19 protein-coding genes and 1 tRNA gene are annotated in these 19,403 nt (G+C 64.4%); 19 read left to right on the forward strand and 1 reads right to left on the reverse strand.

Annotated elements, in window-relative coordinates:
- The first annotated feature begins 48 nt into the window (after positions 1-48).
- The 12 genes from F7R02_RS10705 (at position 49) to F7R02_RS10760 (ending at position 10,500) form a co-directional block, all read left to right on the forward strand.
- A complete protein-coding gene (locus tag F7R02_RS10705; RefSeq protein WP_078590448.1) occupies positions 49-1,026 on the forward strand; it encodes a beta-ketoacyl-ACP synthase III in 978 nt (325 codons plus the stop codon).
- A gap of 239 nt (positions 1,027-1,265) precedes the next feature.
- A complete protein-coding gene (locus F7R02_RS10710; protein WP_005913914.1) occupies positions 1,266-1,706 on the forward strand; it encodes an MEKHLA domain-containing protein in 441 nt (146 codons plus the stop codon).
- Positions 1,707-1,988: 282 nt separating this feature from the next.
- Positions 1,989-2,933: an ACP S-malonyltransferase gene (gene fabD, locus F7R02_RS10715; protein WP_078590449.1), complete on the forward strand. Its 945-nt coding sequence runs from the start codon at positions 1,989-1,991 to the stop codon at positions 2,931-2,933.
- Between the two features lie 82 nt (positions 2,934-3,015).
- Positions 3,016-3,759, forward strand: a complete 744-nt coding sequence (fabG, locus tag F7R02_RS10720; RefSeq protein WP_003483876.1) for a 3-oxoacyl-ACP reductase FabG — start codon at positions 3,016-3,018, stop codon at positions 3,757-3,759.
- Between the two features lie 204 nt (positions 3,760-3,963).
- Positions 3,964-4,203: an acyl carrier protein gene (acpP, locus tag F7R02_RS10725; RefSeq protein WP_078590450.1), complete on the forward strand. Its 240-nt coding sequence runs from the start codon at positions 3,964-3,966 to the stop codon at positions 4,201-4,203.
- 141 nt (positions 4,204-4,344) lie between these two features.
- A complete protein-coding gene (gene fabF / locus F7R02_RS10730) occupies positions 4,345-5,580 on the forward strand; it encodes a beta-ketoacyl-ACP synthase II (RefSeq protein WP_016850015.1) in 1,236 nt (411 codons plus the stop codon).
- A gap of 166 nt (positions 5,581-5,746) precedes the next feature.
- Positions 5,747-7,102: an aminodeoxychorismate synthase component I gene (locus F7R02_RS10735; RefSeq protein ID WP_078590451.1), complete on the forward strand. Its 1,356-nt coding sequence runs from the start codon at positions 5,747-5,749 to the stop codon at positions 7,100-7,102.
- A gap of 60 nt (positions 7,103-7,162) precedes the next feature.
- On the forward strand, positions 7,163-8,236 hold the full coding sequence (gene mltG, locus F7R02_RS10740; RefSeq protein WP_005928095.1) for an endolytic transglycosylase MltG: 1,074 nt from the start codon (positions 7,163-7,165) through the stop codon (positions 8,234-8,236).
- Positions 8,233-9,192, forward strand: coding sequence for a DNA polymerase III subunit delta' (locus tag F7R02_RS10745; RefSeq protein ID WP_007969013.1), 960 nt, complete (start codon positions 8,233-8,235; stop codon positions 9,190-9,192). The genes mltG and F7R02_RS10745 overlap by 4 nt, the downstream gene beginning before the upstream one ends.
- The gene (locus F7R02_RS10750) at positions 9,189-9,542 is read left to right on the forward strand and encodes a PilZ domain-containing protein (protein ID WP_078590452.1); all 354 of its coding nucleotides are present in this window, start codon (positions 9,189-9,191) and stop codon (positions 9,540-9,542) included. Before F7R02_RS10745 ends, F7R02_RS10750 begins: the two co-directional genes overlap by 4 nt.
- Positions 9,543-9,706: 164 nt before the next feature.
- A tRNA-Val gene (locus F7R02_RS10755) sits at positions 9,707-9,781 on the forward strand.
- Positions 9,782-10,173: 392 nt separating this feature from the next.
- Complete coding sequence (locus tag F7R02_RS10760) at positions 10,174-10,500, forward strand: hypothetical protein (protein WP_033485132.1); 327 nt, start codon at positions 10,174-10,176, stop codon at positions 10,498-10,500.
- 233 nt (positions 10,501-10,733) lie between these two features.
- Here the strand turns inward: F7R02_RS10760 and prpR are convergent, their stop codons facing one another.
- Positions 10,734-12,350, reverse strand: a complete 1,617-nt coding sequence (gene prpR / locus F7R02_RS10765) for a propionate catabolism operon regulatory protein PrpR (protein WP_139371036.1) — start codon at positions 12,348-12,350, stop codon at positions 10,734-10,736.
- A gap of 127 nt (positions 12,351-12,477) precedes the next feature.
- Here prpR and prpB point away from each other — a divergent pair, with 127 nt between their 5' ends.
- The 7 genes from prpB (at position 12,478) to prpF (ending at position 19,234) form a co-directional block, all read left to right on the forward strand.
- Positions 12,478-13,374: a methylisocitrate lyase gene (gene prpB / locus F7R02_RS10770; protein ID WP_005913929.1), complete on the forward strand. Its 897-nt coding sequence runs from the start codon at positions 12,478-12,480 to the stop codon at positions 13,372-13,374.
- Between the two features lie 75 nt (positions 13,375-13,449).
- Entirely contained in the window at positions 13,450-14,604 is a 1,155-nt protein-coding gene (gene prpC / locus F7R02_RS10775) for a bifunctional 2-methylcitrate synthase/citrate synthase (RefSeq protein WP_033485130.1), read from the forward strand.
- Between the two features lie 104 nt (positions 14,605-14,708).
- On the forward strand, positions 14,709-17,300 hold the full coding sequence (gene acnD / locus F7R02_RS10780; protein ID WP_078590453.1) for a Fe/S-dependent 2-methylisocitrate dehydratase AcnD: 2,592 nt from the start codon (positions 14,709-14,711) through the stop codon (positions 17,298-17,300).
- Between the two features lie 85 nt (positions 17,301-17,385).
- Positions 17,386-17,628, forward strand: coding sequence for a type II toxin-antitoxin system ParD family antitoxin (locus F7R02_RS10785; protein WP_167521011.1), 243 nt, complete (start codon positions 17,386-17,388; stop codon positions 17,626-17,628).
- The gene (locus F7R02_RS10790) at positions 17,625-17,801 is read left to right on the forward strand and encodes a type II toxin-antitoxin system RelE/ParE family toxin (protein ID WP_016849835.1); all 177 of its coding nucleotides are present in this window, start codon (positions 17,625-17,627) and stop codon (positions 17,799-17,801) included. Before F7R02_RS10785 ends, F7R02_RS10790 begins: the two co-directional genes overlap by 4 nt.
- A complete protein-coding gene (locus F7R02_RS26340; protein ID WP_157383730.1) occupies positions 17,798-17,941 on the forward strand; it encodes a hypothetical protein in 144 nt (47 codons plus the stop codon). Before F7R02_RS10790 ends, F7R02_RS26340 begins: the two co-directional genes overlap by 4 nt.
- 93 nt (positions 17,942-18,034) lie before the next feature.
- Positions 18,035-19,234 (forward strand): 2-methylaconitate cis-trans isomerase PrpF, encoded by a 1,200-nt coding sequence (gene prpF, locus F7R02_RS10800; protein ID WP_078590455.1) that lies wholly within the window; start codon positions 18,035-18,037, stop codon positions 19,232-19,234.
- Positions 19,235-19,403 lie beyond the last annotated feature (169 nt).

Consider the following 19,403-nt stretch of genomic DNA (forward strand, 5'->3'; position numbering starts at 1 on the left):
CTTCTTCAGGAGCCGCCGATCACCGCGGCTCTTGCAATAGGGAACAGTATGAGCAAGCGGATCTATTCCAGAATCGCGGGCACGGGTAGTTATTTGCCCGAAAAGGTGTTGACTAACGACGACATGTCGAAGATTGTCGACACCAACGATGAATGGATCTTCTCGCGCACTGGCATCCGTGAACGTCACATCGTCGCCGACGACCAGACCACCAGCGATCTGGCGTATTTCGCCTCGCTGAAGGCGATGGAAGCGGCCGGTGTGACCGCCGATGAGATCGATCTGATCGTCATCGGCACCACCACCCCTGACCTGATCTTTCCGTCGACCGCCTGTTTGCTGCAGGCCCGACTGGGTAACATCGGTTGCGGTGCGATGGACGTCAACGCTGCATGCTCGGGTTTTGTCTACGCGCTCAGCGTGGCCGACAAGTTCGTGCGCAGTGGCGACGCCAAGACCGTGCTGGTGGTTGGCGCAGAAACCTTGACCCGCATCGTCGACTGGACCGATCGCACCACCTGCGTGCTGTTCGGCGATGGCGCCGGCGCGGTGATCCTCAAGGCCGACGAAGAGACCGGCATCCTCAGCACCCATTTGCACGCCGATGGCAGCAAGAAAGAGCTGCTGTGGGACCCGGTGGGGGTCTCGGTGGGATTCGGCGAAGGCAAGAATGGCGGCGGTGCATTGCTGATGAAGGGCAACGACGTCTTCAAGTATGCGGTCAAGGCGCTGGACTCGGTGGTCGATGAGACCCTGGCGGCCAGTGGCTATGACAAGCACGACCTGGATTGGCTGATTCCGCATCAGGCCAACCTGCGCATCATCGAAGCCACTGCCAAGCGGCTGGAGTTGCCGATGGAGCAGGTGGTCGTCACCGTAGATCGCCATGGCAACACGTCGTCTGCCTCGGTGCCGCTGGCGCTGGACGAAGCGGTGCGCTCCGGTCGCGTGCAGCGCGGCCAGTTGTTGTTGCTGGAAGCCTTCGGTGGCGGGTTTACCTGGGGCTCGGCGCTGCTGCGCTACTGACGGTTCTGCTTCCTGCGCCAAGTAGACGCGCACGTGCACTCAGTCGGATTCGTACATGGCGGGGACACTCGTCTTCCCTTGCGGTGGGGCAACCTTGCCTCCTGGGCCCGGTGTACGTTTTCGGGGGCGCTTGAAGTCCGCCAAGGGCAGCGCACGCTTTTAGGTCGCGTGATTCGCTCAATGCGACCAGTTTGCGGGCTAGCGCGTCGGACAAGCCGGCCGGCAAGTAAATTCAGCGCATGCACCCCGCCCACGATCCTGTCTTCGTCGCCTTGCTCACCGGCAGTTACCAGCGGTTTGCAGGCCGCCCGCTGGTCGCAGATCGACAGATCGAGCCCGATTGGCTGTATCACGATGCGCCGTTCGCCCTTCTTGCGCACGATACCGCTGTAGACCCGCGGTTTGTCTATGCGAACCAGGCGGCACAGCGCGTTTTCGGCTACAGCTGGGGCGAGTTCGTTGGCATGCCTTCGCGGCTATCGGCAGAATTGCCGGAACGAGCGGAACGTCAGCGTTTGCTCGACGCGGTCGCCCGCGATGGCGTCGTCACGGACTACGCGGGTGTGCGGATCGCGAAAGATGGTTCCCGCTTCCGGATCGCCGAAGGTGTGGTCTGGCAACTCGTCGATGAGGATGGGGTGCTGCATGGACAAGCGGCGACATTCCCGCTGCCAGGCTAGACGAAGCGCAAGCGGCAGCACCGGCTGCGCCCGACCCTTCGGCTTCCTCGCCGGCCTTGCCGGCGCTGGTGCGCCGCCTTGGCCGGCAGCGCTTTCACTATCGAATCCGAACGGCGGCGCGTCAGCGTCACTGCTGCCGTTGTGCGCCTGGCCCGACCAAGCCCGGTGTGCGGTTTTGCGACGTCGCGACACAGTCGCGTGGCCTTCTGCATACGCGGCAGTACAGACGCCGGGGCGATTTCGCACGTATGATCCCGGCTCGATTTTTGTAGGCAGCAACGCGTGACCGAATCCACTCTCGCCTTCGTGTTTCCCGGCCAGGGCTCGCAGTCCTTAGGCATGCTGGCCGAACTGTCCGAACTGCACCCGCAGATTCGCGAAACGTTCGCCGAAGCCTCCGATGGCGCTGGCGTCGACTTGTGGGCGTTGTCCCAGGGCGGCCCGGAAGAAATGCTCAATCGCACCGAATACACCCAGCCCGCCTTGTTGGCTGCGGGCGTTGCGGTGTGGCGTCTGTGGACTGCCCAGCGCGGGCAGCGCCCGGTGCTGCTGGCGGGACACAGCCTGGGCGAATACACCGCGCTGGTCGCGGCTGGCGCCTTGTCGCTGCACGACGGCGCGCATCTGGTGCGGTTGCGCGGCCAGTTCATGCAGGCTGCGGCACCGGCGGGCGTCGGCGCGATGGCTGCGGTGCTGGGCGCCGAAGACGCTGTGGTGCAGGAGGTCTGTGACCAGGCGTCCGGCAGCGACGTGGTGGTGCCGGCCAACTTCAATTCGCCCGGTCAGATCGTGATCGGCGGCCACGCTGCGGCGGTGGATCGCGCGCTGGGGCTGCTGGCCGAGCGCGGCGTGCGCAAGGCGGTCAAGCTGGCAGTGAGCGTGCCCTCGCACACCCCGCTGATGCGCGAAGCCGCCAATCAGCTCGGCGAGGCGATGGCCGGGCTGACCTGGCACGCCCCGCAGATTCCGGTGGTGCAGAACGTGGACGCGCGCGTGCATGAGGGCAGCACCGCCATCCGCCAGGCCTTGGTGGAACAGCTCTACCTGCCGGTGCAATGGACCGGCTGCGTGCAGGCGCTCGCCAGCCAGGGCATCACCCGCATTGCCGAATGCGGCCCGGGCAAGGTGCTGAGCGGGCTGATCAAGCGCATCGACAATAGCCTGGATGCGCGGACGCTGGCAACGCCCGCCGACTATGCCGGCGCGCTCGACGCGTGGACGCACTGATCCAACGCCGCTGCCGGTCGTGCCGGCATCCCTCGACGTTCGCGGCCACGGTTGCGGCGTCCCCCATCGAGGAACAGCAATCATGAGCAAGCCCCTGCAGGGCGAAATCGCCCTCGTCACCGGCGCCAGCCGCGGCATCGGTGCGGCCATTGCCGATACCCTGGCCGCCCACGGCGCCACGGTCATCGGCACCGCCACCTCGGCTTCCGGCGCTGCGGCGATCGGCGAGCGTCTGGCCGCCCACGGCGGACACGGTCGTGAACTGAACGTCACCGACGCGGCTGCAGTCGATGGCGTGATCGATGCCATCGGCAAGGAGTTCGGCGCCATCTCGATCCTGGTCAACAACGCCGGCATCACCCGCGACAACCTGTTGATGCGGATGAAGGACGACGACTGGCAGGCGATCATCGACACCAACCTGACCAGCGTGTTCCGCACCTCCAAGGCGGTCATGCGCGGCATGATGAAGGCGCGCAAGGGCCGCATCATCAATATCGCCTCGGTAGTGGGTGTGACCGGTAATCCTGGGCAGACCAACTATGCCGCCGCCAAGGCCGGCATCATCGCGTTCTCCAAATCGCTGGCCAAGGAAATCGGCTCGCGCGGAGTGACCGTGAATGTGGTGGCGCCCGGTTTCATCGATACCGACATGACCAAGGCGCTGCCGGACGAGGCCAGGACCGCCTTGCTGCAGCAGATTGCGCTGGGTCATCTGGGCGAGCCGGAAGACATCGCCAATGCGGTGGCGTTTCTGGCCGGCCCGACGGCCCGCTACATCACCGGTGAGACCCTGCACGTCAACGGTGGCATGTACATGCCGTAAGCGTGCGGCGCCGGGAGACGCTAAGTGGCTGATCGGCCGGGAGTTGTGATGCAATGCAAGGCCCGGTCGCTTCCACTACACTATCCAACGCGGCCATCGCAGCGCCGATGGCGTTTTGTGAGTCCCTCACAGGAGCACCGCACATCCGTGTGCGGGGATCCTAAAACTCGAACCACCACTACTCCAGCTGGAGCGATATCCCCAATGAGCACCATCGAAGAACGCGTCAAGAAAATCGTCGTCGAACAACTCGGCGTCAAGGAAGAGGAAGTCACCACCAGCGCATCGTTCGTCGATGATCTGGGTGCCGACTCGCTGGACACCGTCGAGCTGGTGATGGCGCTGGAAGAAGAGTTCGAGTGCGAGATCCCGGACGAAGAGGCCGAGAAGATCACCTCGGTGCAGCAGGCGATCGACTACGTCAAGGCTCACGTCAGGAGCTGATGCGTTGTTCCTGATCGTGGCGGCGTGCATCAAGCCGCTGCCGCATCAGACATTCCATGGGGCCGCTGATGCGGCCCTGTGTTTTTCAAGTGTCACCCGCAAACCCCAAGCACCGTCCGTTCCGTGGTGAGGAGATCTGCAATGAGTCGTCGTGTTGTCGTTACCGGCATGGGCATGGTGTCGCCGCTGGGCAATGATCTGGCCACCAGCTGGGACGGAATCGTCCACGGCCGCTCAGGCATTGGCCCGATCACGCAGATCGATGCCTCGCAGTTCACCACCAAGATCGCCGGTGAAATCAAGAATTTCGACCCCACGCTTTTTGTGTCCGCCAAGGACGTCAAGAAGATGGATTCGTTCATCCACTACGGTGTCGGCGCCTCGTTCATGGCGCTGGACGATTCCGGACTGGAAATCGACGAAAGCAATGCCGAACGCGTGGGCGCCATTCTCGGCTCCGGCATCGGCGGGCTGCTCGGCATTGAAGAGCAGACCATCAAATTCCATGAGGGCGGCGCGCGCAAGATTTCGCCGTTCTATGTGCCCAGCACCATCATCAACATGCTGCCCGGCCAGGTGAGCCTGATCAAAGGCCTGAAAGGCCCGACGTTCTCGGCGGTATCTGCCTGCGCCACATCCAACCATTCGATCGGCACCGCGATGCGCATGATCCAGCACGGCGATGCCGATGTGATGCTGGCTGGCGGTGCCGAGCGCGGTTCGTCGCCGAGTTCGGTGGGCGGCTTTTGTGCGATGAAAGCGATGTCCACCCGTAACGACGACCCGGCCGGCGCGTCGCGGCCGTGGGACAAGCAGCGCGATGGCTTCGTGCTGGGCGACGGCGCCGGCGTGCTGGTGCTGGAGGAGTACGAACACGCCAAGGCGCGTGGCGCACGCATCTATGCCGAGCTGGTCGGCTTCGGCGCCAGTTCCGATGCGTTCCACATGACCGCCCCCAGCGAAGACGGCGAGGGCGCGGCGCGCAGCATGGCGGCAGCGATGCGCGACGCCAAGCTCAACCCCGAGCAGATCGGCTACCTCAACGCGCACGGCACCTCCACGCCGCTGGGCGATCTGGCCGAAACGATGGCGATGAAGCGCGCGCTGGGCGATCACGCCTACAAGACCATGGTGAGCTCGACCAAGTCGATGACCGGGCATCTGCTCGGCGCGGCCGGCGGTGTGGAAGCGATCTTCTCGGTGATGGCGCTGCACACCGGCATCATCCCGCCGACCATCAACCTGGAAGAGCCAAGCGAGGGCTGCGACCTGGATTACGTGCCGAACGTGGCGCGCGAGGTGCAGGTGGATGCGGTGATGTCCAACGGCTTCGGCTTTGGCGGCACCAACGGCACGCTGGTGTTCAAGCGCGTTTGACCCAGCATATCGGTCGCGTGGCGTCATCGGCGCGCGACCTGCCTGGCTGTCGCATGCACTGCCGGCTTGCGGGTTGATGTTCAATCCTGCGATCAACCGTTGATCAACTCATCGCGCGTGCTGCGTACGGCAGCGGTGCGTCCGTATCTCACGCCATGCCGGACCGATGACGCTTACCCGATCACTGCACGCGGACATCGACCTGCTGGCGCTGCATCGGCTGTCACCGCAACGCTATCCGGCCCTGCTGGAGTCCAGCGCTTCCGGCACCGAGCATGGTCGCTGGGATGTGCTGCTGCTGGCAGAGGGGCCATGCCTGCGGCTGGATCCGGACGGATGTACGCGCGATGGCGCTGGGCGGTTGCTGGAGGGCGGCTTTCTGGCGGCGCTGGATGCCGCCTGGCAGGCCGAGCGCGTGCCGCACGACGCGGCAAGCCCATGGCCGTTTCGCGGCGGTTGGGCGGTGCTGCTGGATTACGAACTTGCCGCGCAGGTCGAGCCGATTCTGCAACTGCCCACGCGCCGCGATGGCGTGCCCACCGCGCTGGCCTTGCGCGCGCCGGCAGCGGTGCTGCGCGATCGCCTGCACGGGCGCTGTGTGGCGCTGGCAGAGCCGGGCCGCGAGGAGTTGTTGCAGCAGATCGGCGACGACCTTGCTGCCTGCGCCGCACTGCCGCCGCTGCCTGCCTGGGTCGGGCCGCTTGCGGTGGACGAAGAGGCCCCCGAGCGTTTTACCGGGGCAGTGGAGCGCGTGCTCGATTACCTGCGTGTCGGCGATGTCTTCCAGGCCAATATCTCGCGCGCCTGGCACGCGGCATTCGCTGCGGTGGTCGATCCGGCCGCGTTGCATGCGCGCCTGCGTGCGGCCAATCCGGCGCCGTTTGCCGGCCTGTTCGTTGCCGCCGGGCGTGCAGTGGCCAGTTCCTCGCCAGAGCGGCTGGTCTCGGTACAGGGCGATGTGGTGCAGACGCGCCCGATCGCCGGCACCCGCGCGCGGTTTGCCGGGGACGACGATGCCGCACGTATCCGGGAGCTGGTCGGGCATCCGAAGGAGCGCGCCGAGCACGTGATGCTGATCGATCTGGAGCGCAACGACCTGGGCCGCATCTGCGCGCCGGGCACCGTGGAGGTGGACGAGTTGATGTGCGTGGAGAGCTATGCGCATGTGCATCACATCGTCAGCAACGTGCGCGGGCGTCTGCGCGCCGGGGTAACGCCCGGTGAGGTGATTGCCGCGGTGTTTCCCGGTGGCACCATTACCGGTTGCCCGAAGGTGCGCTGCATGCAGGTCATCGCCGAGCTCGAACAAACTGCGCGCGGGGCCTATACCGGTGCATTCGGCTGGCTCAATCGTGATGGCGACATGGATCTGAATATCCTGATCCGCACCGCCGAGGTGGCCGGTCACCATGTGCATTTCCGCACCGGTGCCGGGATCGTGGTGGATTCGGATCCGCAGCGCGAGCTGGATGAAACCCGCGCCAAGGCGCGTGGCGTGTTGCGTGCGATCGAGCAGACATGAGCGCTTCAACGGGACATCACCGGCGCGCGGTATCCTGCGCGGCGCAGGGGCAATGACGAGGTGGGTGTGGCGGTGACTGGCAAACGCGGATGTCTGGCCGTGCTGGGTACGGTAGTGCTGCTCGTAGCGCTGCTGGCGATTGCCGCCGTGGTGGCGTGGCGGCATTACCTGCACTTCGCCGATACCCCCGTGCCTGCGAGCGCGCCCAGCGTGGTGATTGCGCCCGGCGATTCGCTCAAGGCTACATTGCGCAAGCTGCGCGCTGCCGGCCTGGCGCAGGGTACCGAGCTGGAATGGCAGCTGCTGGCGCGCCAGGTCGATGCGGCCGGCAAGCTCAAGGTGGGCGAGTACGCGCTGTCGCCAGCGCTGTCGCCGCGCGAACTGCTGACGCGCATGCGCCAGGGGAGGGTGATCCAGTACCGCTTCACGATCGTGGAAGGCTGGAATTTCCGTCAGCTGCGCGCCGCACTGGCGACCGCCACGCCGCTGCAACATTCCATCGATGCGCTGGACGATGCGGCACTGATGGCCCGGCTGGGAGTTGCCAGGCAGCATCCGGAAGGGCGCTTCCTGCCGGAAACCTATGTGTACCAGCGTGGCGACAGCGATATCGATGTACTCAAGCGCGCGCATGCGGCCATGGACAAGGCATTGGCGCAGGCCTGGGAGCAGCGCGCCCCGAACCTGCCACTCGCCTCGCCGGAGCAGGCATTGATCCTGGCCTCGATCATCGAAAAAGAAACGGCCCTGGCCTCCGAGCGCCCGCTCATCGCCGGGGTGTTCCTGCGCCGCTTGCAGCTGGGCATGAAGCTGCAGACCGACCCCACCGTGATCTACGGCATCGGCAGCAGCTACGACGGCAATATCCGTCGCCGCGACCTGACCACCGATACGCCGTACAACACCTACACCCGTACCGGCCTGACGCCGACGCCGATCGCCATGCCGGGCCGCGAGGCGCTGCTGGCGGCGGTGCGGCCGGCGCCCGGCGAGGCGCTGTATTTCGTGGCGGTGGGCGATGGCACCGGGGCGCACGCGTTCTCGGCCACGTTGGCCGAACATAACGCAGCGGTGGCGCGCTATCTGCAGCGCCGCCGGCTGCCGAGCACGCCGCAGACGGAGCCTATGCCATGACCGCCGCATTTTCGCCCTGGCAGCAGCGCGCCTTCGACCAGACCGTGGCTGCACTGGATGCGGGGCGCCTTGGACATGGGTTGCTGATCTGCGGCCCGGAAGGTCTGGGCAAGCGTGCCGTCGCCCTGGCCCTGGCCGAGCACGTCCTGGCCAGCTCGCCAGACCCGGCACTGGCGCAGCGCACGCGCCAGCTGATTGCCGCCGGTACCCACCCGGACCTGCAACTGGTCTCGTTCATTCCCAATCGCACCGGCGACAAGCTGCGTACCGAGATCGTCATCGAGCAGGTGCGCGAGATTTCGCAGAAGCTCGCGCTGACCCCGCAGTACGGCATTGCCCAGGTCGTGATCGTCGACCCGGCCGATGCGATCAATCGCTCGGCCTGCAATGCCTTGCTCAAGACCCTGGAAGAGCCGTCGCCGGGGCGCTACCTGTGGTTGATCAGCGCGCAGCCAGCGCGTCTGCCGGCGACCATCCGCAGCCGCTGTCAGCGCCTGGAATTCAAGTTGCCGCCTGCGCACGAGGCGCTGGCCTGGTTGCTCTCGCAAGGTGTGAGCGAGCGCGCCGCACAGGAAGCGCTGGACGCCGCGCGCGGCCACCCCGGTCTGGCTGCGCAGTGGTTGCGCGAAGATGGCCTGGCCGTCCGGCGTGCGGTTGCGCAGGATCTGGAGCAGATCGCCAATGGACGCGCCGGCGCAGTCGATGTCGCGCAGCGTTGGACCAACGATGGCCAGGCCGACCAGCGCCTGCGCCATGCCGCCGATCTGGCATTGGCACAGGCATCGGCCGGCTTGACCGATCCATCGCGGTTGCACAAGCTTGCGACCTGGTTCGACGCTGCCAACCGCACCCGCGATCTGCTGCGCACCACCGTCCGCGCCGACCTGGCGGTGACGGAATTGTTGCTGTCCTGGCGCGAGGGAGAGCGCCAGCCACGTTCTAGGGGAACTCGATGAGTGCAATGAATGCACGCCAAGGCATTTTGTCGCTGGCGTTGAAAGACAAGCCAGCGCTCTACAGCGCCTACATGCCGTTCGTGAAAGGCGGCGGCATGTTCGTGCCCACGCCCAAGCGCTACATGTTGGGCGATGAAGTCTTCCTGCTGCTGACCCTGCCGGACTCCAGCGAGCGTCTGCCGGTCGCCGGCAAGGTCATCTGGACCACGCCTGCCGGCGCACAGGGCAACCGCGCCGCCGGCATCGGCGTGCAGTTCCCCGACGGCCCGGAAGGCGAGGCGGTGCGCAACAAGATCGAGACGCTGCTGGCCGGATTGACCACCTCGGACAAGCCGACGCATACGATGTAAGCGGCAGCGGCGCGGCAAGACGGCAGCGAGGCTTGCGGTGGAGCCGCTAGGTCATCGCGGCAGACCGGTGCGATGGAGGTGCCATCTCGCTGGCGTGCAAGAGGGCAAGTAAACAATTGTTGACGACTGCCGCCGCTGCCCTATAATGTGCGGCTCGAGTCACCGGGCGGTTAGCTCAGCGGTAGAGCATTGCCTTCACACGGCAAGGGTCACAGGTTCGAACCCTGTACCGCCCACCATTGAAATCCAGGCATTCCATGGGTTTCGACGCGAAGAAAAAAGCCGGCCATGCGCCGGTTTTTTGTTGTCTTCCGCCATCCTGCAAAGCCTTCTCTATCGGCCACCTCATCAGGTGGTAGGCCGCAGACGCGATCAACCATGTTGAATGCATGGCGTTGCAATGGACGAACCTGGCTGACCGCAATTGCCGACGCTATGCGTCGTGACAACGCAGTTGGGCGATCAGCACGATGCCATCGTTGGCTTTCTAGACGATCCGGTGTTCGTCATTGCTGGTGGGCAACGGTATGTTCAAGCCGCCGATGGCTTAGTCAATCGCTTGTGTCTGCTTGTTGCGGGCTCAGCAAGGACTTGCCATCCTTCGATGCCCCGCGTTGAAGAAGGTGTAGCGATGAAGGCGCCGCTTGGAAGTGCTCTGGTTGCGATGGCGTTGCTGGCTGGCTGTGCCCGCGATGTGGGCGAGCAGTACGTGGGCAAGTGGGTCGATGTGAAGTCGGAAAAGCACGTGCTGAGCATCGAGCACAATGGCGAAAGTTTCATCATTCGCGACACCCAGCCGGAACTGTTCGGCAATGGCGTCAAGACGCGCAATCATCCGGCGCTGCTGACCAAGGGGGTGCTGCAGGTGTCCAACGGGGTCGGCACTGTCAACTACGCGATCGATGAGGCGACCGGCAAGCTGAGCACGGGCGATACCGAATACATGCGGGTGAAGTGACGGCGAGACGCTTGGTCAACGGCATGCGATGGGCGTGCGGCGCTGCGATAGGCGAGGTGATCGATTCGCCAGATAGCTGCCTCATGTCGTTTGGATTGCGGCGCATACGGCGATGAGCGTGGGCTGCGCATCCATGCGCTGAGTGCGCATACCATGTCTTCACTTACCGCGCCTGAGTGTGGAAGTCGTGCATGCATGCGTCGCCTGACCAGTCGTGTAAGTTCGCGCTTGCCCTATGCACGCGCCGCCGTCTGCGCCTGCATCCAGCGCCACAGCGTGGTGCGCGAGACGCCGAGCGCTTGCGCGGCAAGGGCGCGGTTGCCGTTGGCGCGGTCGAGCGCGACGCGGACTGCACTGGCAGTGAGCTGCAGGCGAGAGGTCGCTAAATCGGCACGCTCACGTGGTGCGCCGCGGTTGTCGGCAGGCGTATCGAATAATTCCGGCGCCCAGCGTTCGAGTTGCTCCAGGCTCAGGCTGTCGTGCGCTTGGGCTTTCCAGTGAATGCACAGGCGTTCGACCAGGTTGCGCAGTTCGCGCACGTTGCCGGGCCAGGGGTGTTGCTGGAGGCGTTGCAATGCAGATGGCGACAACGGCGATGGAATGCTGCCGAGTTGCTGGAAATAATGCGCAAGCAATAGGGCGATGTCGTGGTGGCGGTCTCGCAACGGCGGTAGTGCAATGCGCAGCGCGGCAAGGCGATAGAACAGGTCGCGGCGGAAGCGGCCTTGTTCGACCAACTGCTGCAGTTCCTGCAGGCTGGCGGCGACCACGCGCACGTCGATCGCGACGGGCATGGTTGCGCCGACACGCAGCACTTCGCGCTCTTCCAATACGCGCAATAGCCGCGTTTGCAACGGCATCGGTAACTCGCCAATTTCGTCGAGGAATAGCGTGCCGTCCTGCGCGGTTTCGATCAGGCCGGTGTGGCCGCCGCGGCGGGCTCCGGTGAAGGCGCCGTCGCTGTAGCCGAACAGTTCCGCCTCCAGCAACGATTCGCTGATGGCGCCACAATTGATCGCCACGAAACGGCCGCGGCGGCGACTGCCGGCATGCAGTTGTCGTGCGACCAGTTCTTTGCCGGTGCCGGTTTCGCCGCTGATCAACACGGTGCCGGCATGCGGTGCGTACAGTTGCACCAACTCGCGCACGTGCAGCATTGCGCTGTCGTCGCCCAGCAGGGCGTCGGCCCGTCGTGCGCGGCGCGTGGCGGTACGGCCGGCAACGCGATCCGTGCCTGGAGCAGTGCCCAGCGTGATGGCCTGTTCCAGCGCATGACGCACCGAATCGGCCGAATACAGCAGCACGCCAGGCAGCCCGGCCTGCTCGGCGAAGTCGATCGCCATGCCGGTGCCGACAATGACCTGGATGCCGCTGGCGCGCAGATCGGCGATGCAGTCGCGTGCGTCTTCGGCGGTGACGAAACGGCGGTGTTCGATCTCCAGGTCGAAGCTGTGCTGGAAGGCGTGAAACGACGGCACATCGGTGGCATGGGTGACCACGCCGATGCGCGGCGCAATGCGGCGCGCCCGCGCCAGCGCTTCCATCAGATCGAACCCGGTGGCCTGGATGGGCGCGAAGGGCAGCGCGAGCCGGCTGCGCAGGTACGCTGCATTGGATCCGCCCGCCACCAGCGCGTCGCAGCGCTCGCGTCGCAGCCGCTGGCCGATGACCTCGACCGCTTCGGCAAAGCCGAGGTTGATCTGCTCGATGCGTGCGCGCTGGTCGAACTCGGGGATGACATCGGCCAGCAGGCCGGTCAGGCGCGAGACGCTGACGGTCCAGATGAAGGGCAAGGAAGCGTCCGCGGTTTCCGGAAGGGTAGGGCTGCGCATGACGTTGTCGCGTTTCAAGAGTGTTTCAGGGTGAATCAGCCGTTGCAATTTTGCAACAATCGATGCCCTGGGCGGTATGAAAATCAACGAGTTACAATTGGCATGGTGTTTGCGCCTGCACGGTCATCCCATCCAAGGAACCGCCATGACGTTCTCGTCCGCTCCCTCTGCCGGCACGCGGTTTCGCGCCGCACTGGCTGCCGAATCGCCGTTGCAGGTAATCGGCGCGATCAATGCCAACCATGCGCTGCTGGCGCAGCGCGCAGGCTATCAGGCGATTTATCTGTCAGGCGGCGGCGTGGCGGCCGGGTCGCTGGGGTTGCCGGATCTGGGCATCAACACGCTGGAAGACGTGCTGATCGACGTGCGCCGTATCACCGACGTGTGCGAGCTGCCGCTGTTGGTGGATGTGGACACCGGTTTTGGCCCGAGCGCATTCAACATCGAGCGCACCATCAAGTCGCTGATCAAGGCGGGCGCGGGCGGTTGCCATATCGAAGACCAGGTTGGTGCCAAGCGCTGCGGTCACCGGCCGGGCAAGGAAATCGTGAGCCAGGGCGAGATGGCGGATCGGGTCAAGGCCGCAGCCGATGCCAAGACCGATGCGGCGTTCTTCCTGATTGCGCGTACCGACGCAATCCAGATGGAAGGCGTGGAGGCGGCGATCGAACGCGCCATCGCCTGCGTGGAAGCGGGTGCGGACGGCATCTTCGCCGAAGCCGCCTACGACCTGGATACCTACAAGCGTTTTGTCGATGCAGTGCGCGTGCCGGTGCTGGCCAACATCACCGAGTTCGGCAAGACCCCGCTGTTTACGCGCGACCAGCTGGCGCAAGCCGGCGTGGCGATCCAGCTGTTTCCGCTGTCGGCATTTCGCGCCGCCAACAAGGCGGCTGAGGCGGTTTATACGGCGATTCGGCGCGACGGTCATCAGCAGGGCGTGCTGGACAGCATGCAGACGCGCGAAGAGCTGTACGAACGCATCGGCTATCACGAGTACGAGCAGCGGCTGGACGCGTTGTTTGCGCGCAAAGGCGCATGATGACGCGTTGCTGATCATCTTCATTGCCACCTCGCACGCCATACCGCGACACCACACAGTTTGGGAGCTCATCGCATGAACGACACTGCCACTTCTGGTTTCAAGCCGAAAAAGTCCGTCGCCTTGTCCGGCACTGCTGCCGGTAACACGGCCCTGTGCACGGTGGGGCGCAGCGGCAACGATCTGCATTACCGCGGTTACGACATTCTCGATCTGGCCACCACCAGCGAGTTCGAAGAGATTGCGTATCTGCTGGTGCACGGGAAGCTGCCCAACCGCGGCGAGCTGCGCGGTTACAAGGCTAAGCTGCGCTCGCTGCGCGGCGTTCCGGCTGCGGTCAAAACCGCGCTGGAACAGTTGCCTCCGTCGGCGCATCCGATGGACGTGATGCGCACCGGCGTGTCGGTGCTGGGCTGCCTACAGCCGGAAAAAGACGACCATAACCACCCTGGTGCGCGCGACATCGCCGACAAGCTGATGGCCTCGCTCGGTTCGATGCTGCTGTACTGGTATCACTACAGCCACAACGGCAAGCGCATCGAGGTAGAGACCGAGGACGATTCCATCGGCGGGCATTTCCTGCACCTGCTGCATGGTTTCGCGCCCAAGGATTCGTGGGTGCGTGCGATGCATACCAGCCTGATCCTGTATGCCGAGCACGAATTCAATGCGTCCACCTTTGCGAGCCGCGTGATTGCCGGGACCGGCAGCGATATGTACAGCGCCATCGCCGGTGGCATCGGTGCGCTGCGTGGGCCCAAGCATGGCGGCGCCAACGAAGTGGCGTTCGAAGTGCAGAAGCGCTACGACACCCCGGACGAAGCAGAAGCCGATATCAAGGCGCGCGTGGAACGCAAGGAAGTGGTGATTGGCTTTGGGCACCCTGTGTACACGGTATCGGATCCGCGCAACAAGGTGATCAAGGAGGTGGCGCGCGAGCTGTCCGATGAACAGGGCAGCCGCAAGATGTACGACATCGCCGAGCGTTTGGAGAGCGTGATGTGGGACATCAAGAAGATGTTCCCGAACCTGGATTGGTTCAGTGCGGTGAGCTACCACATGATGGGCGTGCCGACAGCGATGTTCACCCCCTTGTTCGTGCTGGCGCGCACAGCCGGCTGGAGCGCGCACATCATCGAGCAGCGCGTGGACGGCAAGATCATTCGCCCCTCGGCCAATTACACCGGGCCGGAAGATCAGGTGTTCGTGCCGCTGGATCAGCGCAGCTAAGAGCGTGGGGGCATTGGCCCTCATCCGCCCTTCGGGCGCCTTCTCCCGCTTGCGGGAGAAGGGCGCAACCGCAAAAACCCCCGCCCGCTTCGATATCGCCAGCCATGAATAGCCAGTACCGCAAGCCCTTGCCGGGCACCTCGTTGGATTACTTCGATGCACGCGCTGCCGTCGATGCGCTGCAGCCCGGTGCGTATGCGACCTTGCCGTACACCGCACGCGTGCATGCCGAGAACCTGGTGCGGCGTGCAGAGCCGCAACTGCTGGAGGCGTACCTGCGGCAGTTGATCGAGCGCAAGCGCGAGCTGGATTTCCCGTGGTTTCCGGCACGTGTGGTGTGTCACGACATCCTGGGCCAGACCGCATTGGTCGATCTTGCCGGCTTGCGCGATGCCATTGCCGAGCAGGGCGGCGACCCGGCACAAGTCAATCCGGTGGTGCCGGTGCAGTTGATCGTGGATCACTCGCTGGCAGTGGAATACGCCGGCTTCGACAAGCAGGCGTTCGCCAAGAATCGCAGCGTGGAAGATCGCCGCAACGCCGATCGCTTCCACTTCATCGAATGGACCAAGCGTGCGTTCGAGAACATGGAAGTGATTCCGCCAGGCAACGGGATCATGCATCAGATCAATTTGGAGAAGATGTCGCCAGTGATCTACACGCTCGATGGCGTGGCGTTCCCGGATACCTGTGTGGGCACCGACAGCCACACGCCGCATGTGGATGCGCTGGGCGTGATCGCGGTGGGCGTCGGCGGGTTGGAAGCGGAGAACGTGATGCTGGGCCGCGCCTCGTGGATGCGCCTGCCGGACATCATCGGCGTGGAATTGACCGGCCGGCCGGCGCCTGGCATCATCGCCACCGACATCGTGCTGGCATTGACCGAATTCCTGCGCGCGCAACGCGTGGCTGGGGCGTATCTCGAGTTTTACGGGGATGGTGCGCGGGCGCTGACCGTCGGCGACCGCGCGACCATTTCCAACATGACGCCGGAATTCGGTGCGACGGCGGCGATGTTCTATATCGACCAGCAGACCATCGACTACCTGCGGCTCACTGGTCGCGACGATGCGCAGGTCGCATTGGTGGAGACCTATGCGCGGCATACCGGCCTATGGGCAGACGATCTGGCCACCGCGCAGTACGAGCGCGTGCTGCAGTTCGATCTGGCGAGCGTGGTGCGCAACATGGCCGGGCCGTCCAATCCGCACAAACGCGTGGCCACCACCGCACTGGCGGATCGTGGCATTGCCGGTGCGTGGGAGCAGGTGCCGGGGAAGATGCCCGATGGCGCAGTAATCATCGCAGCGATCACCTCGTGCACCAATACCTCGAACCCGCGCAACGTGATCGCTGCCGGTTTGCTGGCGCGCAATGCCAATGCGCGTGGCTTGACCCGCAAGCCGTGGGTGAAAAGCTCGCTGGCGCCGGGATCCAAGGCAGTGCAACTGTACCTGGAAGAAGCCGGTTTACTGAGCGAGCTGGAACAATTGGGCTTCGGCATCGTGGCGTTTGCCTGCACCACCTGCAATGGCATGAGCGGGGCGCTGGATCCTGCGATCCAGCAGGAAATCATCGATCGCGATCTGTATGCCACGGCGGTGCTGTCGGGCAACCGCAATTTCGATGGGCGCATTCATCCGTATGCCAAGCAGGCGTTTCTTGCTTCGCCGCCGCTGGTGATTGCCTATGCCATTGCCGGCACCGTGCGCTTCGATATCGAGAAGGATGTGTTGGGCATCGACGCCGACGGCGTGCCGGTCACGCTCAAGGATCTGTGGCCGAGCGATGCCGAGATCGACGCAGTGGTGGCGCGCAGCGTCAAGCCGGAACACTTCCGCAGCGTGTACGACCCGATGTTCAAGCGCAGCGCGGGGCAGGGGATCAGCGTGAACCCGTTGTACGAGTGGCGCCCGGCCAGCACGTATATTCGGCGCCCGCCGTACTGGGAAGGCGCGTTGGCCGGCGCGCGCACGCTGCGCGGCATGCGCCCGTTGGCCGTGCTGGGCGACAACATCACCACCGATCACCTGTCGCCGTCGAACGCGATCATGGCCGGCAGTGCCGCCGGGCAATATCTGGCGCAAATGGGCGTGCCGGAGGAGGACTTCAATTCCTACGCCACCCATCGCGGCGACCACCTCACCGCCCAGCGTGCGACGTTTGCCAACCCCAAGTTGATCAACGAAATGGCGGTGGTCGATGGGCAGATCAAAGCCGGCTCGCTGGCCCGGCTGGAGCCGGAGGGCCAGGTGCTGCGCATGTGGGAGGCGATCGAAACCTATATGACGCGCAAGCAGCCGTTGATCATCATTGCCGGCGCCGATTACGGGCAGGGCTCGTCGCGCGACTGGGCAGCCAAGGGTGTGCGGCTTGCCGGTGTGGAAGTGATTGTCGCCGAAGGCTTCGAGCGGATTCACCGTACCAACTTGATCGGCATGGGCGTGCTGCCGCTGGAGTTCAAGCCGGGCACCGACCGCAGGACCTTGGGCATCGATGGCAGCGAGACTTTCGACGTGGTGGGTGAGCGCACGCCTGGCGCCACGCTGACGTTGTCGATCCATCGGCGTGATGGCGAGCAGCTGCAGGTGCCGGTGACCTGCCGACTGGATACTGCAGAGGAAGTGTCGATTTACGAAGCCGGTGGCGTGTTGCAGCGGTTTGCGCAGGATTTTCTGGAAGCCTCGGCTGCCTGAGAGCGCTGATTGAAACGCCCCAGTCGGCTTGCACCTGCCGAACGGGGCGCGCACACTTTGGCAATCTTTGCCATCCGGAGGCGGTATGGCCACCATGAACATTTCTTTGCCTGACGAGCTCAAGCATTTCGTCGATCAGCAGGTGGCGGAGCATGCTTACGGTTCCAGCAGCGAGTACTTACGTGAGTTGATTCGCAAGCAACGCGATATCGAACAGCTGCGTGGTGTGTTGCTTGGTGGAGCGAACTCCGGACCGGCAGTGGCGGCCGACGCCGGCTTCTTCAACGCGATGCGAGCGCGTGCCAACGCGCGTGCCGGCGAGCAGTGAAGCCTGCGCACTGGCGTCCGTTGGCGCTGCGCGATGTTGAGGCCGCAGCCGCGTGGTACGGCGAACAGGCGGGGCTGGAGGTCGAACTGGCGTTTGTTGACGCACTGGAATCGGCGGTCGACATGCTCGTGCAGCATCCTAGCGCTGGTCCAAGTCGCTATGCGGTGATGTGAAGCTGCAGGATGTGCGCGTGTGGCCGCTCAACGGATTTCCCTACCTACTTTTCTACGTTGAGCGTGATACCAGCATTGTGATCTGGCGTGTGCTGCAGATGCAGCGCGACCTCCCCGCATGGATGAGCGAAGCACAATGAACTGCATAACGCACGCGTGGTGCTGAGCGCTTGCACTGCTGCAATCGATATCCCCTTTGCTGCGACTCCATCCAGTGAGCTAACCGAGGTTCCATGCCGCATCTTCCCCAACTCCGCATCCCCGCCACCTACATGCGCGGGGGCACCAGCAAAGGCGTGTTTTTCCGTCTGCAGGATCTGCCGACCGCCGCGCAGCAGCCGGGGGCTGCACGCGATGCGTTGTTGTTGCGGGTGATCGGCAGTCCGGATCCGTATGCCAAGCAGATCGATGGCATGGGCGGGGCCACATCGAGCACCAGCAAGAGCGTGATCGTGTCGGCCAGCACGCGCGATGGGCATGATGTGGACTACCTGTTCGGGCAGGTGTCCATCGATAGCGCGTTCGTGGATTGGAGCGGTAACTGCGGCAATCTGTCGGCGGCGGTGGGGCCATTCGCCATCGCCAGTGGCTTGATCGATCCCGCACGCGTGCCACGCGATGGTGTGGCCACGGTGCGGATCTGGCAGGCCAATATCGGCAAGACCATCGTGGCGCATGTGCCGATGACCGGTGGGCTGGTGCAGGAGACCGGCGACTTTGAACTGGATGGGGTGACCTTTCCGGCGGCGGAAGTGCAGCTGGAATTTCTCGACCCGGCCGACGATGCCGAAGGCGACGGCGGGGCGATGTTTCCCACCGGCAACGTCATCGATCAACTGGAGATTCCCGGGCTGGGCACGCTCGATGCCACGCTGATCAATGCGGGCATTCCCACCATCTTCGTCAACGCGCGCGACCTGGGTTACACCGGGACCGAGCTGCAGGACGCCATCAATGGCGACCCGCGCGCCTTGACCATGTTCGAGACATTGCGCGCGCACGGTGCGGTGCGGATGGGTCTGATTGCGAAGGTGGAAGACGCCGCGACGCGGCAACACACGCCCAAGGTCGCCTTCGTGGCACCGCCGGCCGACTACACCGCGTCCAGCCGCAAGCCGGTGCACGCGGCAGAAATCGATCTGCTGGTGCGTGCGATGTCGATGGGCAAATTGCATCACGCGATGATGGGCACTGCAGCAGTTGCGATCGGCACCGCTGCGGCCGTGCCCGGCACGCTGGTCAATCTGGCTGCCGGCGGTGCGGCGCGCTCGGCGGTGCGATTCGGGCATCCGTCCGGCACCTTGCGGGTCGGCGCGCAGGCGCAGCTGGTCGAGGGCCAGTGGCAGGTGACCAAGGCGCTGATGAGTCGCAGTGCGCGGGTGTTGATGGAGGGTTGGGTCAGGGTGTCGGCGCCTGTTGCCGAGGTTGGATAAGCCTGTAAAGGGGGATATGGCCAGCGCTGCTAACGGAGCTTCCACGTGCCGTCGTATAAATCGCAAGACTGCGTTGCATTAATTCGAACATGTTTTCGAATTCCAGAAACTTTTTCGCACGCGCTCTGCCATATTTGTGTAAATCGTGTTAATTCTGTTGCGCTGCGGC

Origin of the sequence: Xanthomonas cissicola (genome assembly GCF_008801575.1) — a bacterium.
Classification (GTDB): domain Bacteria; phylum Pseudomonadota; class Gammaproteobacteria; order Xanthomonadales; family Xanthomonadaceae; genus Xanthomonas; species Xanthomonas cissicola.

Coding starts and splice junctions, on each gene's coding strand:
- F7R02_RS10785 (WP_167521011.1), top strand. CDS start 17,386: ATGGCCACCATGAACATTTCTTTGCCTGACGAGCTCAAGCATTTCGTC.
- fabF (WP_016850015.1), top strand. CDS start 4,345: ATGAGTCGTCGTGTTGTCGTTACCGGCATGGGCATGGTGTCGCCGCTG.
- F7R02_RS10705 (WP_078590448.1), top strand. CDS start 49: ATGAGCAAGCGGATCTATTCCAGAATCGCGGGCACGGGTAGTTATTTG.
- F7R02_RS10710 (WP_005913914.1), top strand. CDS start 1,266: ATGCACCCCGCCCACGATCCTGTCTTCGTCGCCTTGCTCACCGGCAGT.
- F7R02_RS10745 (WP_007969013.1), top strand. CDS start 8,233: ATGACCGCCGCATTTTCGCCCTGGCAGCAGCGCGCCTTCGACCAGACC.
- prpF (WP_078590455.1), top strand. CDS start 18,035: ATGCCGCATCTTCCCCAACTCCGCATCCCCGCCACCTACATGCGCGGG.
- acpP (WP_078590450.1), top strand. CDS start 3,964: ATGAGCACCATCGAAGAACGCGTCAAGAAAATCGTCGTCGAACAACTC.
- acnD (WP_078590453.1), top strand. CDS start 14,709: ATGAATAGCCAGTACCGCAAGCCCTTGCCGGGCACCTCGTTGGATTAC.
- prpC (WP_033485130.1), top strand. CDS start 13,450: ATGAACGACACTGCCACTTCTGGTTTCAAGCCGAAAAAGTCCGTCGCC.
- F7R02_RS10750 (WP_078590452.1), top strand. CDS start 9,189: ATGAGTGCAATGAATGCACGCCAAGGCATTTTGTCGCTGGCGTTGAAA.
- F7R02_RS10735 (WP_078590451.1), top strand. CDS start 5,747: ATGACGCTTACCCGATCACTGCACGCGGACATCGACCTGCTGGCGCTG.
- fabG (WP_003483876.1), top strand. CDS start 3,016: ATGAGCAAGCCCCTGCAGGGCGAAATCGCCCTCGTCACCGGCGCCAGC.
- prpB (WP_005913929.1), top strand. CDS start 12,478: ATGACGTTCTCGTCCGCTCCCTCTGCCGGCACGCGGTTTCGCGCCGCA.
- F7R02_RS10760 (WP_033485132.1), top strand. CDS start 10,174: ATGAAGGCGCCGCTTGGAAGTGCTCTGGTTGCGATGGCGTTGCTGGCT.